Consider the following 17,492-nt stretch of genomic DNA (forward strand, 5'->3'; position numbering starts at 1 on the left):
CTCGAGTCTGAACTCGTGTTCGAGAATTGTCGGAGATCTCGCGCACAAGCTCAGAATCGGCGCGCTCAGACCCCCGCGCCCACCTGCGCCGGCACCGGCTCCACGGTCACCTTGATGGCCTCGCCGTTCTTGACGATCTGGAACGCGTCGAGCACGTTCTCCAGTGGGATGTGGCGGGTGATCAGGTCCTTGACCGGTACCTGTCCGGTGGAGATGTACTGCAGCGCCCGCTTGTTGTGTTCCGGTGCGGAGCCGTTGGCGCCGTGGATGTGCAGCTGGCGGTAGTGCACGACGTTCGAGTCGCAGGTGATGGTCGGATCGGTCTTGGGCAGCCCGCCGAAGAACGAGATGCGCCCGTTGCGGGCGGCCATCGCGATCGCCTGTTCCTGGGCGACGTTGGCGGCGGTCGCGGTGATCACCACGTCGGCGCCACGCCCACCGGTCAGCTCCATCACCTTCTCGACGACGTCGACCTCGGCGCCGTTGATGATCCCGTCGGGCGAGACCGCATCGGCGGACATCTGCAGCCGGGCGGCGTTGACGTCCACCAGATAGATCGGCCCGCAGTTGTGCACGCCGCGGGCGATCCGGATGTGCATGCAGCCGATCGGGCCCGCGCCGAACACCACGACGGTGTCGCCCGCCTCGATGCCCAGCAGTTCCTGCGCGTTGATCGCACACGCGAACGGTTCGGCCGCCGAGGCCTCGTCGAAGCCGACGTTGTCGGGGATCCGGTTCAGCCCGTCGACCTTGAGCACCTGCCGGGGCACGATCATGTACTCGGCGAAGCCGCCGTCGTACTGATAGCCCATCGAGGTCTGGTTCTGGCACACCGCCATCCAGCCCTTGTGGCACTCGTGGCACTCGCCGCACGGCACGGCCGCGATCACCTGGACCCGGTCGCCCTCCTGCCAGTTGCTGCCGTAGCGCGCGTTCACCTCGGCGCCGACCTCGACGATCTCGCCGGCGATCTCGTGGCCGATGGTCCGCGGCGGGGTCAGGTTCTGATGCCCGTTGTAGAAGATCTTGACGTCGGTTCCGCAGGTCGAACAGTTGCGGACCCGCAGCTTGACCTCGTCGGGGGCGCATGTCGGCTCGGGGACGTCCTCCAGGCGGACGTCTTCGGGGGCGTAGAAGCGCAGTGCCTTCATGGTGGGTGATTCCTCTCGATTCGACCGCTGCATCGGTGTGCTCTCCAGCACTCTATCGGTGATACGGGCATAAAACCACTAAAAATCCTGACCATTTTTGACCGAATGCTTGCACTCATGCCCGTTTGTGCGGTCTAATGACCATATGTGACCGGCGTCACCTGCCGGAACAGGACAACGGAGGACGTGAATGTCAGCAACTACCCAGGACGCATCGCCGCGGACCGGCACGCGGGTGCGGATCCAGAAACTCGGCACCGCGCTGTCCAACATGGTCATGCCCAACATCGGCGCGTTCATCGCCTGGGGCCTGATCACCGCGCTGTTCATCGAGGCCGGGTGGTTGACCGGCATCTTCAGCGGATTGAGGGACCCAGGCGGCTGGGTGGCCCAGATCGGCGGCTGGGGTGACTACGAGGGCGCCGGCATCGTCGGCCCGATGATCACCTACCTGCTGCCGATCCTGATCGGCTACACCGGCGGCCGGATGGTGTACGGCACCCGCGGCGCCGTGGTCGGCGCCATCGCCACGATGGGCGTGGTCACCGGCTCGGACATCCCGATGTTCATGGGCGCCATGATCATGGGCCCGCTCGGCGGCTGGTTGATGAAGAAGATCGACTCGATCTGGGACGGCAAGATCAAGCCGGGCTTCGAGATGCTGATCGACAACTTCTCCTCCGGCATCCTCGGGTTGATCCTGGCGGCCTTCGGCTTCTTCGGCATCGGGCCCATCGTCTCGTCGATCACCCGCGCCGCAGGCGACGTCGTCGACTTCCTGGTCAACAACGATCTGCTGCCGCTGACGTCGCTGCTGATCGAGCCCGCCAAGGTGCTGTTCCTCAACAACGCCATCAACCACGGTGTGCTGACCCCGTTGGGTACCACGCAGGCGCTGGAAACGGGCAAGTCCATCCTGTTCCTGCTCGAGACCAATCCCGGCCCCGGCCTGGGTGTGCTGCTGGCGTTCATGGTGTTCGGCAAGGGTGCCGCCCGGGCGTCGGCGCCGGGTGCCGCGGTCATCCAGTTCTTCGGCGGCATCCACGAGATCTACTTCCCGTACGTGCTGATGAAGCCGAAGCTGATCGCCGCGACCATCCTCGGCGGCATGACCGGCGTGTTCATCAACGTGCTGTTCGGGTCCGGGCTGCGGGCCCCCGCCGCACCGGGATCGATCATCGCGATCTACGCCCAGACCCCCGCCGACAGCTTCATCGGCGTGACGCTGGCGGTGCTCGGGGCCACCGGGGTGTCGTTCGCGGTCGCCTCGCTGCTGCTGAAGACCGACAAGGCCGACGACGAGCAGGACCTCGCCGCCGCCACCGCGTCGATGGAGTCGATGAAGGGCAAGAAGTCCAGCGTGGCCTCGACGCTGGTCGCCCCTGGAGCAGTTCTGGCGGGCCCCATCCACAGCATCGTGTTCGCCTGCGACGCCGGCATGGGTTCCTCGGCGATGGGTGCGTCGGTGCTGCGCAAGAAGATCAAGCAGGCCGGCTACAGCGATATCAAGGTCACCAACTCGGCGATCTCGAACCTGAACGACACCTACGACCTCGTCGTCTCGCACCGTGATCTGACCGAGCGGGCCCGACAACGGACCGGTTCGGCGATCCACGTGTCGGTCGACGACTTCATGGGCAGCCCCCGCTACGACGAGATCGTCGAGCAACTCGCGCAGACCAACGGCGGCGGTTCGGCCGAGGCAGAAGCCGCGACGGCGGCCGAGCCCGACGGCGTCGACGGGGCCGCCGACGCGCCCGCCGACGAGGTGCTGACTCTGGACTCGATCGTGCTGAGCGGGTCGGCCAGGACGGCCGACGACGCGATCGACGAGGCCGGTCAGCTGCTGGTCTCCGCCGGTGCGGTCGAGCCCGCCTACATCGACGCCATGCACGAGCGGGAGAAGTCGATCTCGACCTACATGGGCAACGGGCTGGCCATTCCGCACGGCACCAACGACGCCAAGGACTCGATCAGGCATACCGGACTGTCCTTCGTGCGCTACCCCGAGCCGATCGACTGGAACGGCAAGCCGGCCGAGTTCGTCGTCGGGATCGCCGGTGCGGGCAAGGACCATATGGCGTTGCTGACCAAGATCGCCCAGGTGTTCCTCAAGCCCGACGATGTCGCCAGGCTCCGGGAAGCCCAGACGTCCGAGGAGGTCAAGGCGATCCTCACCAATGGCAGCTAGCCGTTCGATAAGTACGGTGGCCTAGTGGATTCCGACACCCGCCAGAGCCGGATCGTCGAATTCGCCCGCACCCGTGGGCGAGTGGAGGTGGTCTCGCTCGCGACCGAACTCGATGTCGCGAGTGAGACCATCCGGCGAGACCTGAAGGTGCTGGCGGGTCGTCGGCTGCTCAAACGGGTGCACGGCGGTGCGGTGCCGCTGGAGACGGCGGCCTTCGAGTCGGGCGTCGAATACCGCAGCCAGGTCGACCTCGCGCAGAAGCACCGGATCGCCGCCGCCGCAGCCGATCTGCTGCACGGTGCCGAAACCGTCTATCTGGACGAGGGATTCACCCCCCGGTTGATCGCCGAACGGCTGGCCGATCGGGAGCTGACGGTGGTGACGTCGTCGCTGCTGGCGGCCGAGGCGCTCGCGCACAGCCGCTCGGTCACCGTGCTGCTGCTCGGCGGGCGGATGCGCGGGCGGACACTGGCGACGGTGGGCCACTGGGCGGTGGACATGCTCGCCGGCATGGTGATCGACGTGGCCTTCCTCGGCACCAACGGAATCTCGCTGGAACACGGGCTCACCACCCCAGACCCCGCGGTCGCCGCGGTGAAGAGCACCGCGGTGCGGGTGGCGCGCCGCCCCATCCTGGTGGCGGCGGACTCGAAATTCGGGGAGAGCAGCTTCTGCCGCTTCGGGGCGGTGTCCGACTTCGAATCGATCGTCACCGGTTCGGAACTGCCCGCCGCCGAGGCGCGGCGTTACGAATTGCTCGGGCCGGTCGTCGTCCGGGCCTGACGCCGTCGGCGACGGGGCCGCAATCGTCGCCCTCGGCGACCGGACCTCAATCGTCGCCCTCGGCGACCGGACCTCAATCGTCGCCCTCGGCGACCGGACCTCAATCGTCGCCCTCGGCGACGGTGTAGAACGAGTCGCCGTCCTCCGGCGTGCCGTCGATCTGCCCCAGGGTGTGACGGTCGGTCGCGGCACGTGACGGTTCGGCCGGTGACAGCACGTCGGGTACCTCGGCGGCGAGTCGTTCGTCGAGGGTCTGACCTTCCTCGGCGTCGATCCACTCGTCGGGCGGGTCGACGACGATGTCGCCGTCGTCGTTGCGCACCTCGTCGGAATCCAGCGATTCACTGGGGCCCAGGGTGTTGTCGGGTCCACCGTCGTCGTAGTCGCTCATGCCCCGAGTGTGCCATCGTCTGCGGAGCGCCCTGGCCGGTCATCCCAGCCGCGCCCGCGCCTGCGACAACACCGCCTCGATCCCGCACCAGGTGTCACGGACGATCTCGGCCGCCGGGCGTACCCCGGTGATCCGCGAGGACACCTGGCCGGTGTTGGCGACGCTGGCATCCATGTCGCCGCCGAAGTACAGCTCGGTGACCCGGCCCAGCAGCTCCGCCCCGGTGTCCTCCTCGGCGATGCGTGCCGCCAGACCCACGCGCAGCACCCGCATGGTCGGGTTGCCCGGGATGTCCAGCAGCACGGTGCCGGCGTCGTCGGCGGACACGATCGCGTTCTTGAAGCCGGCGTGCACACCGGCCTCCTCGCTGGCCAGCATGCGGGTTCCCATCTGCACCCCCTCGGCGCCGAGCAGCACCGCCGCGGCCGCCGACCGGGCGTCGCAGATGCCGCCGGCGCTGATGATCGGCAGCCCGACGCGTTCGGCGACCAGCGGCAGCAGCACCATCGTCGAGGCGCCCAGCGCCGACTTGAAACCGCCGCCCTCCACCCCCTCGACGACCAGTGCGTCGACCCCGGCATCGGCGGCCTTCTGCGCGCCCTTCAACGACCCGACGACGTGCACGACGGTCATGCCCGCGTCGTGCAGCCGGGCGGCGAACAGCGCCGGGTCGCCGGCCGAGGTGAACACGTGCCGAACCCCGGCCTCGGCGAGCACGTCGACGATCGTCGGGTCGCGCTTCCAGCCCTGGATCATCAGGTTGGCCGCCACCGGACGGTCGGTGAGCCCACGCACCCGGCGCAGGTCCGCCCTGCCCTCGGCGGTGAGCGTCTCGATCATGCCGAGCCCGCCGCCCTCGGACACCGCCGCGGCCAACTCCGCGCGCGCGATGAAGGTCATCGGCGCCTGCACGACGGGGAACTCGACGCCGAGCAGTTCCTGAACACGATTGGTCACGTCCGCAATCTTGCTACGTTCGCCGGTGTGTACCGGGTGATCCAGTGGGGGACAGGGGCGATCGGGACCGAGATGGTCCACACGATCCTCGACCTACAGCACGATCTGCGGCTGGTGGGGGCCAGGGTCTACACCGACGAGAAGGACGGGGTCGATCTCGGCACGCTCGTCGGGCGCGATCCCGTCGGCGTGGCCGCCACCACCGACGTGCAGGCGATCCTGGATCTGGACGCCGACTGCGTGCTGTACACGCCGCGCACCGCCCGCGTCGACGACGTGTGCGCGCTGCTGGCGTCCGGCAAGAACGTGGCCACCACCGCGTTCATGTTCCATCCGCGGCGGATGAACCCGGTCGACCGGGACCGCGTGCTGGCCGCCTGCGAGGCCGGTGGCGCCACAGTGCACGGCAGCGGGCTGAACCCCGGAAATCTGTCGGCCGTGCTGCCGCTGGCGCTGTCGGGCATGAGCCGCACGATCGACCGGATCGCGCTGCAGGAGCGCGCCGACTGGTCGGTCTACGAGAGCACCGGGATCACGTTCGACAACATGGGCTTCGGCCGGCCCGTCGAGTCGATCAGTCCCGACGCCACCGACTTCCTGGCGTTCAACAGCGCGATCTTCACCGAACAGGTGTGGTTCATCGCCGACGCGCTGGGGGCCGGCCTCGAGGAGGTGACGGCCACGGTCGAGGCCGTCGCGGCCGAGGCCGACCACCGGATCTTCGACCACACGCTGGCGGCCGGGACCACGGCCGGGCAACGGTGGAACTGGACCGGGCGGCGGGGCGGGGAGGTGCTCGTCGAGATCGAGACGCTGTGGACGGTCGGCGGCGAGTACCCCGGCCACTGGCCGGCGCCCGAACACGGATGGACCCTGACGATCGAGGGCGACCCGTCGATGCGAACCCACTTTGTCGCGCTGGCCAGCTTCAGTCGCCGCGCCGGCATGGCCGAACACGTGAGATCGGCGAACGTGGCGACTGCGATGCAGGTCCTCAACGCGGTGCCCGCGGTGTGTGCGGCGCCGCCGGGCTTCGCGACCGCTGCGTCGCTGCCGTTGATCCGCAGCCGGTCGGGGTTCCGGCGTCAGCCGTAGGTGGCCACCGAGTAGTCGGCGCTCCACGCGCCGCCGTCGCACGACAACGGCACTCCGTCCGGGGTCTGCGCGGAGCCCGTGCTGTTTTCGCACGGCGAGCGAAGCAACCGCACACCGACCAACGGGGCGACCGACACCCACTGCCGCTTCGCGTTGCATTGCAGGGTGTTGCCCGCCGCATCCGTGCCGAAGTTGTAGCGGGTCCGCTGGTTGCACTCCGCACCGAGCTGGGCCGTGTGGTCGACGAACGGAACGCAGGCCGCACCGTCGCAGGTGTTCGGCTGTGCGCCGGCGGCACCCGTTCCGGGGCCGAACGCCATCCAGGGCGCAGCGAGAAGACCACCGGCGATCGCGACCACGGCAATCCGCTTCATGGCGCTCAGCCTAGGTGGGTTGCCCCCCGGTGCGAGCACGGTTTGCCCGCATTGCCCCGCCGAGGTCCGGTCGGGCGTAGGGTCTGATCCCATGAAGACACTGGTGGGCGTGTTGTCGGCAGGCCTGTTGTCGGGGGCTGCGCTGCTCGCCGCCGCCCCGGCGAACGCCGACACCGTGGCGTACCTGGTCAACGTCCACGTCCGGCCCGGTTACAACTTCCCCAACGCCGAGGCCGCGCTCGGCTACGGGCAGAGCATCTGCGCGCGGGTGGCCTCGCAGATGAGCTACACCGAGCTTGTCGACCAGGTGAAGGCCGACTTCCACACCACCGACTACTACCAGGGCGCCTACCTGATCAACCAGGCCGTCAACGAACTGTGCCCCGCGCAGATCTGGCAGTTGCGGCAGTCGGCCGCGGGCTACATCCCCACCTGATCCCCTACCTGACCGCCGCTCAGGGGCAGCTGACCTGGATCTCGAACGGCTTGGTCACCGGCTGCAGCGGGTTGGCCATGTCGACGCCCGTCGCGGTGCCGGAGATCTTGTAGGTGCTGCCGTCCTTCTCGACGGTGGCCTCTTCCTGGTTGACCCCGCTCTGGTAACCGAGCGTGACGCCGTTGACGTTGCCCAGCCCCACCGACACGACGCTGGGTGAGTCACCCTCGGACACCACCGCACCGATGCCGGTGGTCGCATCGCCGATCGCGATGTTCACGTTGCCGCCCATCGTGCTGCACACGACGGTGCCCTCGACGTTCTGATCTTGACCGTCGATGGTCACGGTGCTCGTCCCCTCGGCCGCCGCGGCCGTCGACGTGTCTCCCGACGTCGACGACTTGTCGTCCGAGGAACACCCCGACAGACCGGCGATGACCACCGCCGCGCCACCGATGGCAACGGCGATTCCGCGGGCTGAACCCTTCATCACGGCTCTCCTTCGTGTCGTGTGATCGCCGGTTCGGCGGATCATCTCCAGCAGTATGGTTGGCCGGTTCGCCGCGCCGAGGCCGATTCCGCGAAAATCGGGATTTGCTGATAGGTCGCTGTCCGGTCAGCAGGCGATCTTGACCTGGAAGGTCCCCGTGGTGCGGAAGCTCGGGTTGTCGGTGTCGAAGCCTTCTGCGGTTCCGTTGATGTCGTAGGTGCGTCCGGTCATCGACACGTTCGCCTCGCCGCCCAGCCCCTGGTTGTAGCTGCCGGTGAAGCCGCCCAGGTCGTTGATGCCCAGATTGCGTACCACCAGGTCCTCGCGGTTGGACACCATCGCCGTCAGGCCGGAGGCCTGATCGCCGGTGCTGATCATGGTCAACGGCCCGATGGTGTTGCACTGGACCGACTGGGTGGTGCCGGCGTCCCGGCCGTTCACCGTCATCTGAGCGGTGCCCGGGACGAGCGCACCCGGCGGCGGCTGGAACTCCGGCGGCGGCGACGACGAGCACCCCGCGACGGCCAGTACCGCTGCGGCGACAGCCCACGCTCTGTTCACAGTGCAGAATCTACGGCGTGGCAGCACCGAATAGTCCTGGTCTGAGCGATTCGGGGGAGCCCTTCTTCACCGTCGAAGCCGAACTTCCCGGCCGGCCCGGCCGCACCGGGGTCATCCACACCCCGCACGGCCGGATCCGCACCCCGGCGTTCATCGCGGTCGGCACCCAGGCCAGCGTCAAAGCCGTGCTCCCCGAGTCGATGAGAGAGCTTGGCGCACAGGCGATTCTGGCCAATGCCTACCACCTCTACCTGCAGCCGGGGCCCGACGTCGTCGAGGCGGCCGGCGGCCTCGGCAGGTTCATGAACTGGCGGGGGCCGACTTTCACCGACAGCGGCGGATTCCAGGTGCTCTCGTTGGGCGCGGGCTTCCGCAAGGTGCTGGCGATGGACGCCAACCGGGTGCAGGCCGACGACATCATCGCCGAGGGCAAGGAACGCCTCGCCCACGTCGACGACGACGGGGTCACGTTCCGGTCGCACCTCAACGGTTCGAAGCACCGTTTCACGCCCGAGGTGTCGATCGGGATCCAGCATCAGCTCGGCGCCGACATCATCTTCGCTTTCGACGAGCTGACCACGCTGGTCAACACGCGCGGCTATCAGGAGCGGTCGGTGCAGCGCACCCATGAGTGGGCGGAGCGCTGCCTGGTCGAGCACCGCCGGCTCTCGGAGCTACGAACCGACCAGCCGCGCCAGGCGCTGTTCGGCGTGGTGCAGGGCGCGCAGTACGAGGACCTGCGCAGGCAGGCGGCCCGCGGTCTGCGGGACATCGGATCGGCTCCGGGGCCTGCGGAGGGACTCGAGTTCGACGGCTACGGCATCGGTGGTGCGCTGGAGAAACAGAACCTGGCCACCATCGTCGGCTGGGTCAGCAGTGAGCTGCCCCCGGACAGGCCCCGGCACCTGCTGGGCATCAGCGAACCCGACGATCTGTTCGCCGCGGTCGAGGCCGGTGCGGACACCTTCGACTGTGTGTCGCCGTCGCGGGTCGCGCGCAACGCCGCGGTGTACTCGGCGACCGGCCGGTACAACATCAACGGGTCGCGCTACCGGCGCGACTTCACCCCGATCGACGACGAGTGCGACTGCTACACCTGTGCCCACTACACCCGGGCCTATCTGCACCACCTGTTCAAGGCCAAGGAGATCCTGGCCTCGACGCTGTGCACGATCCACAACGAACGGTTCGTCATCCGGCTGGTCGACGACATCCGGGTTGCGCTGGCGGCGGGCCGGTTCGACGAACTGCGCGAGCACGTGCTGGGCCGGTACTACTCCGCGAAAGCCTGACCTGCAACGTCTTAGACGCGTGCACAATAAGAGCATGACGACCGCCGCCGAACCGCAGTCACTGCTGCTTCAGGTGCTCGACCCGGCCCACCGGGCCGATCCGTATCCGTACTACCGGCGGATCCGCGAGCACGGCCCGGTGCAGCTGCCGGAGAACAACCTGACCGTATTCTCCTCCTTCGCGCACTGCGAGGAGGTGCTCACGCACCCGGCCTCGTGTTCCGACCGGCTGAAGTCGACCGTCGCCCAGCGGATGGTTGCCGACGGTGCCGCGGCCCGCCCATTCGGCGAGCCGGGCTTCCTGTTCCTCGATCCGCCCGACCACACCCGGCTGCGCCGACTGGTCAGTAAGGCGTTCGTGCCCAAGGTGATCAGGGCGCTCGAACCCGACATCGCCGCGCTGGTGGATTCGCTGCTGCGCGACGCCGACGGCGGCTTCGAGGTGATCAGCGGGCTGGCCTACCCGCTGCCGGTCGCGGTGATCTGCCGGCTGCTCGGTGTTCCGCTGGAGGACGAGCCGCAGTTCAGCGCGGCCTCGGCGCTGCTGGCCCAGTCGCTGGACCCGTTCGTCAGCGTCACGGGCTCGGCCGGCGACGGGTTCGAGGAGCGCATCGAGGCGGGGCTGTGGCTGCGCGAGTATCTGCGCGGGCTGATCGCCCGCCGGCGACGCGACCCGGGCGAGGACCTGATGTCGGGGCTGATCCACGTCGAAGAGTCCGGTGACCAACTCACCGAGGAGGAGATCGTCGCGACGTGCAACCTGCTGCTGATCGCGGGCCACGAGACGACGGTCAACCTGATCGCCAATGCGACGCTGGCGCTGCTGCGGCACCCGCAGCAGTGGGCGGCCCTGGCCGCCGATCCGGGCCGGGTCGGCCCGGTGATCGAGGAGACGCTGCGCTACGACCCGCCGGTGCAGCTGGTCGGCCGGATCGCGGGGGAGGACATGACGATCGGGGGCGAGCGAAGCGACGGGGGAAACGGCACGGGCGGCGTGTCGATCCCCAAGGGCGACAACATGTTACTGCTGCTGGCCGCGGCGCACCGCGACCCCCAGCTGGCCGACCGGCCCGACGAGTTCGACCCGGACCGCGAAACCATCCGGCACCTCGGGTTCGGCAAGGGCCCGCACTTCTGCCTCGGCGCGCCGCTGGCCCGGCTGGAGGCCACCGTCGCGCTCACCGCACTGGTGTCGCGCTTTCCGGACGCCGAGCCGGCCGCCGAGCCGACATACAAACAGAACGTCACGCTGCGCGGCATGGCGGAGCTGCAGCTGGCGCTGTGACGGTCAGCCGGCGAGTTCGGCGATGACCGCCTGTGCGGCACGCTCGCCCGCCTCGACCGCGCCCTCCATGTAGGCGCTCCAGTGGGTGGCGGTGTCCGTGCCGGCCCAGTGGATGGCGCCGATCGGCGCGGACAGCGCCGAACCGTAGCTGGTCCACACCAGCGGCCCGCAGTTGGCGTTGTAACAGCCGCGGGTCCACTGCCGGTCGGCCCACTCGCCGTCGACGTAGAACTCCGGCCGGGCCGCCCGGTCGCCGAAGTGGCGCACCAGCTCAGCCGTCAACGCCGCCCGTCGCTCGTCGGTCGGCAGCCGGCCGTAGGTGCGGGCCTGCTCGCCCTCCAGGAAGAGCAGGATCACCCCGTGGTCGTCGCCGGGTATGCAGGTGTCGTTGGACATCCGGGCCGGCCCGACGTCGGAGATCAGCTGGCCGTTGAGGCCGTCCGCCCGCCAGAACGGTTCGTCGTAGACGAAGAACGCCTTCATCGCCGACGCGTTCGGTGTGCGCTGGGTGAGCTGATCCCGCACACCGGGAAGCGGCGGGTCGTACATGATGCGGCCCGCCAGCGTCGGTGACAGCGTGACGATCACCCGGCGGCCGTGCGCGACCACGCCGCCGCGGCAGTGCACGCTCACCCTGTCCGGGCCGTGCTCGATGAGCAACACGGGTGCGTCGAGAACGAGATGGTCGGCGATCAGCGCGGCCAGCCGGTTCGGGATCTCGCCGGTGCCGCCGACGAAGCGGGTGGTCTGGGCGCCGCCCTCGGATTCGGCGAACAGCTCGGAGGTGACCCCGCAGGTCTGGATCGTGAAGAGCAGGTGCAGGAACGACACCTCGACGGTGGGTACCGCGAGGATCCCGACCGTGCAGATCTCCAGTAGCGTGCGGGCCACCGGCGAAAGGCCCTGCCCGTCATACCAGGCGCCCGCGGTGATGGCGTCCCATTCCGCGGCGCGCGGGGCCCGCCACGGGGCATCCGGCGGCACCTCGGCGGCGAGCTCGTCGAGCAGCCGGAACACTTTCTCCAGCTCGGCCAGCTCGCCGCGGAACCGGGCGTGAAACTCGTTCTCCCGCAACACACCCGAGCCGACCAGCTGATACGACGTCTCGCCCTGATCGTACTGCGGGTAGGTCTGCACACCGAGTTCCTCGGCCAGGGCGAACATCCGGTGATGGGTGTCGCCGATCCACTGCGCGCCCAGCTCCACCGGTAGTCCCGGTGCCACCTCCTCGGTCAGGATCCGGCCGCCGACGCGCTGGTCGGCCTCCAGCACCAGCGGGGTCAGGCCGGCCGCGAGCACCGTGCGGGCGGCGATCAGCCCGGAGATCCCGGCGCCGACGATGACGACGTCCGCCTCATGGGTCGCTGCAGTTGCCATGGCGGCCACTGTCTCACGGCACCGGGGCGTCCGGCCGGAATATCCAGGGGGAGCGCGGCAACCGGGCCGGGTCGAACTCGCCGAGCATCCCGTCGACCGAGTGTGCCGAGTAGCCCAGTGAATCGGCGATCAGGCGCAGCGCATCGGCCACGCCGATCTCGGCCAGCGTCACCGCGCCGTCGCGTTTGGCCAGCCGGGCTCCGTCGCCGTTGAGCACCAGCGGCACATGGGCGTACACCGGTTCCGGATGGCCCAGCAGCCGCGCCAGGTAGGCCTGCCGGGGCGACGACGCCAGCAGGTCGTCCCCGCGGACCACCTGGTCGATCCCGGAGGCGGCGTCGTCGACCACCACCGCCAGGTTGTAGGCGGGCACCCCGTCGCCGCGGCGCACCACGAAGTCGTCGACCAGGCCGGTGTAGTCGCCGTGCAGCAGGTCACGCACGGTGTACTCGGTGGTGTCGGTGCGTAACCGCAACGCCGGGGGGCGCCCGGTCTCGCGCCCGCGTTGGGCGCGTTGCTCGTCGGTCAACTCGCGGCAGGTCCCCGGATAGGCCCCCTGCGGGGCGTGCGGGGCCCGCGGCGCCGCAGCGATATCCCTTCTGGTGCAATAACATTCGAACAGCAGCCCGCGGCCGGCGAGGTCGTCGACGACGCTGTCGTAACGCTCGGGATGGCTGGTCTGCCAGGCGGCCGGTTCGTCCCAGGTCAGGCCCAGCGCCGCGAGGTCGGCGAGCTGGCGTTCGGCGATGTCGCCGTGGGTGCGGTCATCGAGGTCCTCGACCCGCATCAGGAACCGCCGGCCGGTGGCACGGGCGAACAGCCACGCCAGCACGGCGGTGCGCAGGTTGCCGATGTGCAGATCCGCCGACGGGCTCGGCGCGAACCTGCCTGCGCCGGGCGGGATCGTCACGCGGTTCAGGCTAGTAGGGCCAGCACGTCGGTCAGCGCCGAGCAGAACCAGTCCACGTCGGAAGGGGAGAACACCAGCGGCGGGCGGATCTTGAGCACCTGGCCCTCGCTGCCGCAGACCGAGATCAGCACCCGTCGCTCCCGTAGTTCGTTGACCAGCCGGCGTGCGGTGGTCCGGTCGGGTGTCCCGGTCTCGGGGTCGGAGATCTCGACGCCGATGTAGAGGCCCGAACCGCGGACGTCGCCGATGCGCGGATCGCCGATCGCGGAGACGCCCTCGCGCAGCGCGGCCCCGACGTCGCGGGCGTTGCCCAGCAGGCCGTCGTCGGCGATGACGTCGAGCACCGCCCAGGCCGCCGCCATCGACACCGGATTGCCGGCGAAGGTGTTGAAGTACGGCACCCCGGTCGCGAACGGGGCGATCACCTCCGAGCGGCCCACCATCGCGGCCACCGGTAGTCCGTTGCCCATCGGCTTGCCCATCGTGACCAGGTCGGGTGTGACGTGATGGCGCTGGAATCCCCACGTGGTGTCGCCGGTCCTGGCGAAGCCGGGCTGCACCTCGTCGGCCAGGAACACCCCGCCGTGCCCCCGCACCACGTCGACCGCCGGGCCCAGCACGTCGGGCGTGGCGTACACGCCGTCGGAGGAGAAGATGGTGTCGAGGACCAGCGCGCTGACCCCGTGCCCGGCCGCTTTTAGCTCGTCGGCGGCGCGGGCCACGTCGGCGGCGAAGCGCTCGGCGAGCTCGCCGGCGGGCACCCGGTAGCTGTCCGGCGGCGCCACCGTGCGGACGTGATCGCCGATCGTCGTCGCCCCGCCCAGCGACGGCGAGATCGCGGTCACCGCAGCTGTGTTCCCGTGGTAGGCATCGGCGGTGATGACGACACCGCGCGCACCGGTGAACGTCTCGGCCACCCGCAGGGCCAGGTCGTTGGCCTCGGATCCGGTGCATGCGTACATCACCTGGTCCAGGGCGCCGGGCATGGTCGCCAGCAGCCGCTCGGAGTAGTCCACGATTCCGCCGTGCAGGTATCGGGTGTGGGTGTTCAGCGTGGCCATCTGGCGGGTCACCGCCTCGGTCACCCGGGGTTCGCAGTGTCCGACGCTGGCGACGTTGTTGTAGCCGTCGAGGTATTCGAGCCCGTCGGCGTCGTACAGGTGCGCGCCGAGGCCGCGCACGATGTGCACCGGCCGCTGGTAGAACAGCCGGTTGGCCGGGCCGAGCAGTCGCTGGCGCGCGGCGATCAGCGGCTCGGCGCCGTCGGCGGCGCCGGGCCGGTAGCTGTTGGAGTCCATGATGTTCGAGAAGGCCTTGGAAAATGACATCGACCCCAGTCTGCTGTATCGCGGGTGCTCGTTCAGACTTGTGCAGATGTCCGGACTGCCGCCCGACCACGAGAACTACGCCCGCGCCGCGCTGCCCGCCTACGGGCATCGCCCCGACGCGGAGTTGCGCCTGCTCAGTCTGTCGGAGAACGCCACCTACCTGGTGGGCGGCGACGCGCCGATGGTGCTGCGGGTGCACCGGCCCGGCTACCACTCACTGGACGCGATCCGCTCCGAGCTGGACTGGATGGCCGCGCTGCGCACCGAAACCGAGGTGGCAACCCCCGAGCTGATCCCCGCCGCCGACGGCTCGGACGTGGTGGCGGCCGTGGTGGGGGACGGCATGCTGCACGTCGACGCGGTGACGTTCATCGCAGGCTGCACCGCCGAGGAGAACCCGGAGGCGGTCGGATTCGACGAGCTCGGCCGGCTCAGCGCGCACATGCACGACCACGTCGAGCGGTGGACCGCGCCGGACTACTTCACCCGGTTCCGGTGGGATGTCGAGGCGACGCTCGGCCCGCACGCCCGGTGGGGCAACTGGCGGGAGGCCCCCGGCCTGACCCGGGACGGGGTGGCCGTGGTGGAACGTGCGGCCTCGGCGGTCGCGGCGTCGCTGACGGAGTTCGGGCAGGGACCCGACCGGTTCGGGCTGATCCATGCCGATCTGCGGATGGCCAATCTGATGATCGGCGAGTCGGCCGGGATCACCGTCATCGACTTCGACGACTGCGGCTGGTCCTGGCATCTGGCCGATCTCGGCGCGGTGGTGTCGTTCATCGAGGACACCCCGGAGGCCGAGCGGATGATCGTCGACTGGCTGCGCGGCTACCGCGAGGTCCGCGCGATACCGGCCGGCCATGTGGGGATGATCCCGACGTTCGTGATGCTGCGCCGGATGATGCTGACCGCGTGGGTGGCCTCGCACGCCGACGCCGACGCCGCGATCGCGTTCACCGACGGGTTCGCCGTGGGCACCGTCGAACTGGCCGAGCGCTATCTGAGCGACCGGAGCTGGATGCGCTACGAGTAGGGCCTCAACCGAGCTCGGCCAGCTGTTTCACCGCGGGTGCCATCCCGTCGATCCACGCCGCGGGCGCACCCGTGGTCGGAGTGGCGATCGCGGTGTCGATGCCGAGTCTTGCGTAGTCGGCCATCTGGGTGACGAACTCGTCACGAGTCTGCGGGGTCGGCCGGGGATTGTTGGCCAGCACGGTCTTGCGGATGGCGTCGTAGTCGCGTCCGGCGTCGTCGCAGTGTCGGCGCAGCACGTCGAGCTTGTGCACGACGTCGTCCGGGGAACTCGCGAACAGGTTGCACGCGTCGCCGTACCGCGCGACCAGGCGCAGTGTCTTGCGTTCCCCGCTACCGCCGATCATCACCTTGGGCCGGTTGATCGGCTGCGGATTGCACAGCGTCTCCGCGAGCCGGTAGTGCGCGCCGGTGTAGGGGCCGTTGTTGTCCGGATCCCACATCTGGTTGCAGATCTGCAGGGCCTCCTCGAGCCGTTCGAACCGTTCGGCCAGCGGTGGGTACGGCACCCCGAGGCCGTGGTGCTCACGCTCGAACCAGGCGGCGCCGATGCCGAGCACGGCGCGTCCGCCGGAAAGCACGTCCAGTGTCGTCACGATCTTGGCGAGCAGCCCCGGGTGGCGGTAGGTCACGCCGGTGACCAGCAGCCCGAGGCTGACCGTCGACGTGTGGGCGGCGAGGTAGCCCAGCGTGGTGTAGCCCTCGAGCATGTTGGCCTCGGCGGGCAGCCCGGTCGGCTCGATCTGGAAGAAGTGGTCCATGAACGACAGCCAGGTGGCGCCGGCTTGCTCCGCCGCGGTGCCGACCCGCGCGAGCTCAGGTGGTATCGCCGTGGTGCCACCGTCGATGTCGAAGACCGGTACGTGAATTCCGAAGTCCATGTCCGCTGCAAGGCGTCAGTAACCAGGGCCATTCCAGGCCGGTGTGAAAAGGCCGTATCTGGCCTGCGCAACGTGATCCTGCCAGCCGCCCGGGGCGATGCGATGTACCGCGCTGTCGCCCTGGAATGCGCTGGAGATCACGACGTCGGGTTCCAACTCTGCGAGCAGCGTGAGGCTGTCGGCCAGCGCGGCCCTGTCGCTCATGCCCTCGATGTAGCCGGCCCACCACCCGCCGTCGGGACCGCGGCCCATCGTGTCGCCGGTGAACAGGTACCGGCCCTCGGCGCCGGACACCAGGTAGCACGTGCTGCCCGGGGTGTGGCCGGGGGTCGGGATGACCTCGACGTGGTTCGTGTCGGTGCGCCGGATGCTCAGTGGGACGTCGACCGGGTGGTGGACGCCGATCTCCGCACGTTCGGCGGCGGGCGCGTGCAGCGTCGAACCGAACCGCTGGGCAATGCGTTTGAGCATCGGCCCGGCCTCGTCCCGGTGGGACAGGTAGTGGTGGGCGATGCCGCCGGCGCCTTCGATCTGATCGAAATCGGCGTCGGTGGCCGGTGCGTAGAACAGCGCCCGGGTCGGCGTCCAGAGGTAGGCGTGGGTGGTCAGGCCGGGGAACGGGCTGTCGGGCCGGGTCTCCCAGAGGTCTTTCAGTACTTGTCGCATGTTTCGAGCCTGCAACCTGAACGATTGTTGAGGTCAAGGGGGTCAGTTATCCCCAATCGCGGTTTCATCCACAGCCTGGGTGTGGGTGGTCTGCCGGCCGCGGGGTATGGTCACCGGAGCCGGGTAGCGTCGCACGTATGTTCGATGGTTCGCTTCCGGGTCCGGCCGCGGTCACCGACGCCTCCGATGCCGAGCTGATCGACGCGATCTCGGGCTGGGCGCGCGCGGCCGCCTCCGCGGAGGCCCGCAAGTTCGCCGCACTGGCCGAATGGCACCGCCGTGCCAGCGCCCG

18 protein-coding genes are annotated in these 17,492 nt (G+C 69.3%); 7 read left to right on the forward strand and 11 right to left on the reverse strand.

All coding sequences use genetic code 11. The features are described from left to right. Positions 1 to 65 precede the first annotated feature (65 nt). A complete protein-coding gene (locus JDV09_RS03060; RefSeq protein ID WP_221367636.1) occupies positions 66 to 1,151 on the reverse strand; it encodes a zinc-dependent dehydrogenase in 1,086 nt (361 codons plus the stop codon). 190 nt (positions 1,152 to 1,341) lie between these two features. On the opposite strand from JDV09_RS03060, the gene JDV09_RS03065 reads away from it, so the two are divergent. After that, entirely contained in the window at positions 1,342 to 3,342 is a 2,001-nt protein-coding gene (locus tag JDV09_RS03065) for a PTS mannitol transporter subunit IICBA (protein ID WP_221367637.1), read from the forward strand. Positions 3,343 to 3,366: 24 nt separating this feature from the next. Then, a complete protein-coding gene (locus JDV09_RS03070) occupies positions 3,367 to 4,125 on the forward strand; it encodes a DeoR/GlpR family DNA-binding transcription regulator (protein ID WP_221367638.1) in 759 nt (252 codons plus the stop codon). 100 nt (positions 4,126 to 4,225) lie between these two features. Here the strand turns inward: JDV09_RS03070 and JDV09_RS03075 are convergent, their stop codons facing one another. After that, entirely contained in the window at positions 4,226 to 4,516 is a 291-nt protein-coding gene (locus tag JDV09_RS03075; RefSeq protein WP_221367639.1) for a hypothetical protein, read from the reverse strand. 39 nt (positions 4,517 to 4,555) lie between these two features. Then, on the reverse strand, positions 4,556 to 5,473 hold the full coding sequence (locus JDV09_RS03080; protein ID WP_221367640.1) for an NAD(P)H-dependent flavin oxidoreductase: 918 nt from the start codon (positions 5,471 to 5,473) through the stop codon (positions 4,556 to 4,558). 72 nt (positions 5,474 to 5,545) lie between these two features. Between JDV09_RS03080 and JDV09_RS03085 the strand changes: the two genes are divergently transcribed. Further along, positions 5,546 to 6,568 carry an NAD(P)H-dependent amine dehydrogenase family protein gene (locus tag JDV09_RS03085; protein WP_221367666.1) on the forward strand — a complete coding sequence of 341 codons (1,023 nt, stop codon included), beginning with the start codon at positions 5,546 to 5,548 and terminating at the stop codon, positions 6,566 to 6,568. Here the strand turns inward: JDV09_RS03085 and JDV09_RS03090 are convergent. Next, a complete protein-coding gene (locus JDV09_RS03090) occupies positions 6,559 to 6,942 on the reverse strand; it encodes a hypothetical protein (protein WP_221367641.1) in 384 nt (127 codons plus the stop codon). The two genes, JDV09_RS03085 and JDV09_RS03090, sit on opposite strands and share 10 nt — an antisense overlap. A 91-nt stretch (positions 6,943 to 7,033) precedes the next feature. Between JDV09_RS03090 and JDV09_RS03095 the strand changes: the two genes are divergently transcribed. Continuing rightward, entirely contained in the window at positions 7,034 to 7,378 is a 345-nt protein-coding gene (locus tag JDV09_RS03095) for a DUF732 domain-containing protein (protein WP_221367642.1), read from the forward strand. A 19-nt stretch (positions 7,379 to 7,397) separates the two neighbouring features. Here JDV09_RS03095 and JDV09_RS03100 read toward each other — a convergent pair whose 3' ends face one another. Both JDV09_RS03100 and JDV09_RS03105 read right to left on the reverse strand, forming a co-directional pair. Beyond that, complete coding sequence (locus tag JDV09_RS03100; RefSeq protein WP_221367643.1) at positions 7,398 to 7,868, reverse strand: lipoprotein LpqH; 471 nt, start codon at positions 7,866 to 7,868, stop codon at positions 7,398 to 7,400. Positions 7,869 to 7,994: 126 nt separating this feature from the next. Then, positions 7,995 to 8,429 carry a lipoprotein LpqH gene (locus JDV09_RS03105; protein ID WP_221367644.1) on the reverse strand — a complete coding sequence of 145 codons (435 nt, stop codon included), beginning with the start codon at positions 8,427 to 8,429 and terminating at the stop codon, positions 7,995 to 7,997. A 17-nt stretch (positions 8,430 to 8,446) separates the two neighbouring features. On the opposite strand from JDV09_RS03105, the gene tgt reads away from it, so the two are divergent. Both tgt and JDV09_RS03115 read left to right on the forward strand, forming a co-directional pair. Beyond that, a complete protein-coding gene (gene tgt, locus JDV09_RS03110) occupies positions 8,447 to 9,721 on the forward strand; it encodes a tRNA guanosine(34) transglycosylase Tgt (RefSeq protein ID WP_221367645.1) in 1,275 nt (424 codons plus the stop codon). Positions 9,722 to 9,755: 34 nt separating this feature from the next. Continuing rightward, positions 9,756 to 11,006, forward strand: a complete 1,251-nt coding sequence (locus JDV09_RS03115; protein WP_221367646.1) for a cytochrome P450 — start codon at positions 9,756 to 9,758, stop codon at positions 11,004 to 11,006. A 3-nt stretch (positions 11,007 to 11,009) separates the two neighbouring features. Here JDV09_RS03115 and JDV09_RS03120 read toward each other — a convergent pair whose 3' ends face one another. Genes JDV09_RS03120 through JDV09_RS03130 form a run of 3 tightly spaced genes read right to left on the reverse strand, consistent with a single transcriptional unit; the run spans position 11,010 to position 14,621 of the window. Continuing rightward, the gene (locus JDV09_RS03120) at positions 11,010 to 12,383 is read right to left on the reverse strand and encodes a flavin monoamine oxidase family protein (protein ID WP_221367647.1); all 1,374 of its coding nucleotides are present in this window, start codon (positions 12,381 to 12,383) and stop codon (positions 11,010 to 11,012) included. A gap of 13 nt (positions 12,384 to 12,396) precedes the next feature. Further along, positions 12,397 to 13,293, reverse strand: a complete 897-nt coding sequence (gluQRS, locus tag JDV09_RS03125) for a tRNA glutamyl-Q(34) synthetase GluQRS (protein ID WP_221367648.1) — start codon at positions 13,291 to 13,293, stop codon at positions 12,397 to 12,399. 5 nt (positions 13,294 to 13,298) lie between these two features. Continuing rightward, a complete protein-coding gene (locus JDV09_RS03130; protein ID WP_255604744.1) occupies positions 13,299 to 14,621 on the reverse strand; it encodes an aspartate aminotransferase family protein in 1,323 nt (440 codons plus the stop codon). Positions 14,622 to 14,667: 46 nt separating this feature from the next. Here JDV09_RS03130 and JDV09_RS03135 point away from each other — a divergent pair, with 46 nt between their 5' ends. Further along, positions 14,668 to 15,654 (forward strand): phosphotransferase enzyme family protein, encoded by a 987-nt coding sequence (locus JDV09_RS03135; RefSeq protein ID WP_221367649.1) that lies wholly within the window; start codon positions 14,668 to 14,670, stop codon positions 15,652 to 15,654. 4 nt (positions 15,655 to 15,658) lie between these two features. Here the strand turns inward: JDV09_RS03135 and JDV09_RS03140 are convergent, their stop codons facing one another. Beyond that, complete coding sequence (locus JDV09_RS03140; protein ID WP_221367650.1) at positions 15,659 to 16,534, reverse strand: LLM class F420-dependent oxidoreductase; 876 nt, start codon at positions 16,532 to 16,534, stop codon at positions 15,659 to 15,661. Positions 16,535 to 16,549: 15 nt separating this feature from the next. Further along, the gene (locus JDV09_RS03145; RefSeq protein ID WP_221367651.1) at positions 16,550 to 17,200 is read right to left on the reverse strand and encodes an MBL fold metallo-hydrolase; all 651 of its coding nucleotides are present in this window, start codon (positions 17,198 to 17,200) and stop codon (positions 16,550 to 16,552) included. Between the last annotated feature and the right edge of the window lie 292 nt (positions 17,201 to 17,492).

Origin of the sequence: Mycolicibacterium xanthum (genome assembly GCF_019710635.1) — a bacterium.
In the GTDB taxonomy this organism is placed as follows: domain Bacteria; phylum Actinomycetota; class Actinomycetes; order Mycobacteriales; family Mycobacteriaceae; genus Mycobacterium; species Mycobacterium xanthum.

Bases quoted from the DNA above. Each gene is read 5' to 3' on its own strand.
- JDV09_RS03095 (WP_221367642.1), top strand. From the start codon at position 7,034: ATGAAGACACTGGTGGGCGTGTTGTCGGCAGGCCTGTTGTCGGGGGCT.
- JDV09_RS03100 (WP_221367643.1), bottom strand. From the start codon at position 7,868: ATGAAGGGTTCAGCCCGCGGAATCGCCGTTGCCATCGGTGGCGCGGCG.
- JDV09_RS03120 (WP_221367647.1), bottom strand. From the start codon at position 12,383: ATGGCAACTGCAGCGACCCATGAGGCGGACGTCGTCATCGTCGGCGCC.
- JDV09_RS03090 (WP_221367641.1), bottom strand. From the start codon at position 6,942: ATGAAGCGGATTGCCGTGGTCGCGATCGCCGGTGGTCTTCTCGCTGCG.
- JDV09_RS03085 (WP_221367666.1), top strand. From the start codon at position 5,546: ATGGTCCACACGATCCTCGACCTACAGCACGATCTGCGGCTGGTGGGG.
- JDV09_RS03140 (WP_221367650.1), bottom strand. From the start codon at position 16,534: ATGGACTTCGGAATTCACGTACCGGTCTTCGACATCGACGGTGGCACC.
- JDV09_RS03115 (WP_221367646.1), top strand. From the start codon at position 9,756: ATGACGACCGCCGCCGAACCGCAGTCACTGCTGCTTCAGGTGCTCGAC.
- JDV09_RS03075 (WP_221367639.1), bottom strand. From the start codon at position 4,516: ATGAGCGACTACGACGACGGTGGACCCGACAACACCCTGGGCCCCAGT.
- JDV09_RS03135 (WP_221367649.1), top strand. From the start codon at position 14,668: ATGTCCGGACTGCCGCCCGACCACGAGAACTACGCCCGCGCCGCGCTG.
- JDV09_RS03145 (WP_221367651.1), bottom strand. From the start codon at position 17,200: ATGCGACAAGTACTGAAAGACCTCTGGGAGACCCGGCCCGACAGCCCG.
- JDV09_RS03130 (WP_255604744.1), bottom strand. From the start codon at position 14,621: ATGTCATTTTCCAAGGCCTTCTCGAACATCATGGACTCCAACAGCTAC.
- JDV09_RS03065 (WP_221367637.1), top strand. From the start codon at position 1,342: ATGTCAGCAACTACCCAGGACGCATCGCCGCGGACCGGCACGCGGGTG.
- JDV09_RS03060 (WP_221367636.1), bottom strand. From the start codon at position 1,151: ATGAAGGCACTGCGCTTCTACGCCCCCGAAGACGTCCGCCTGGAGGAC.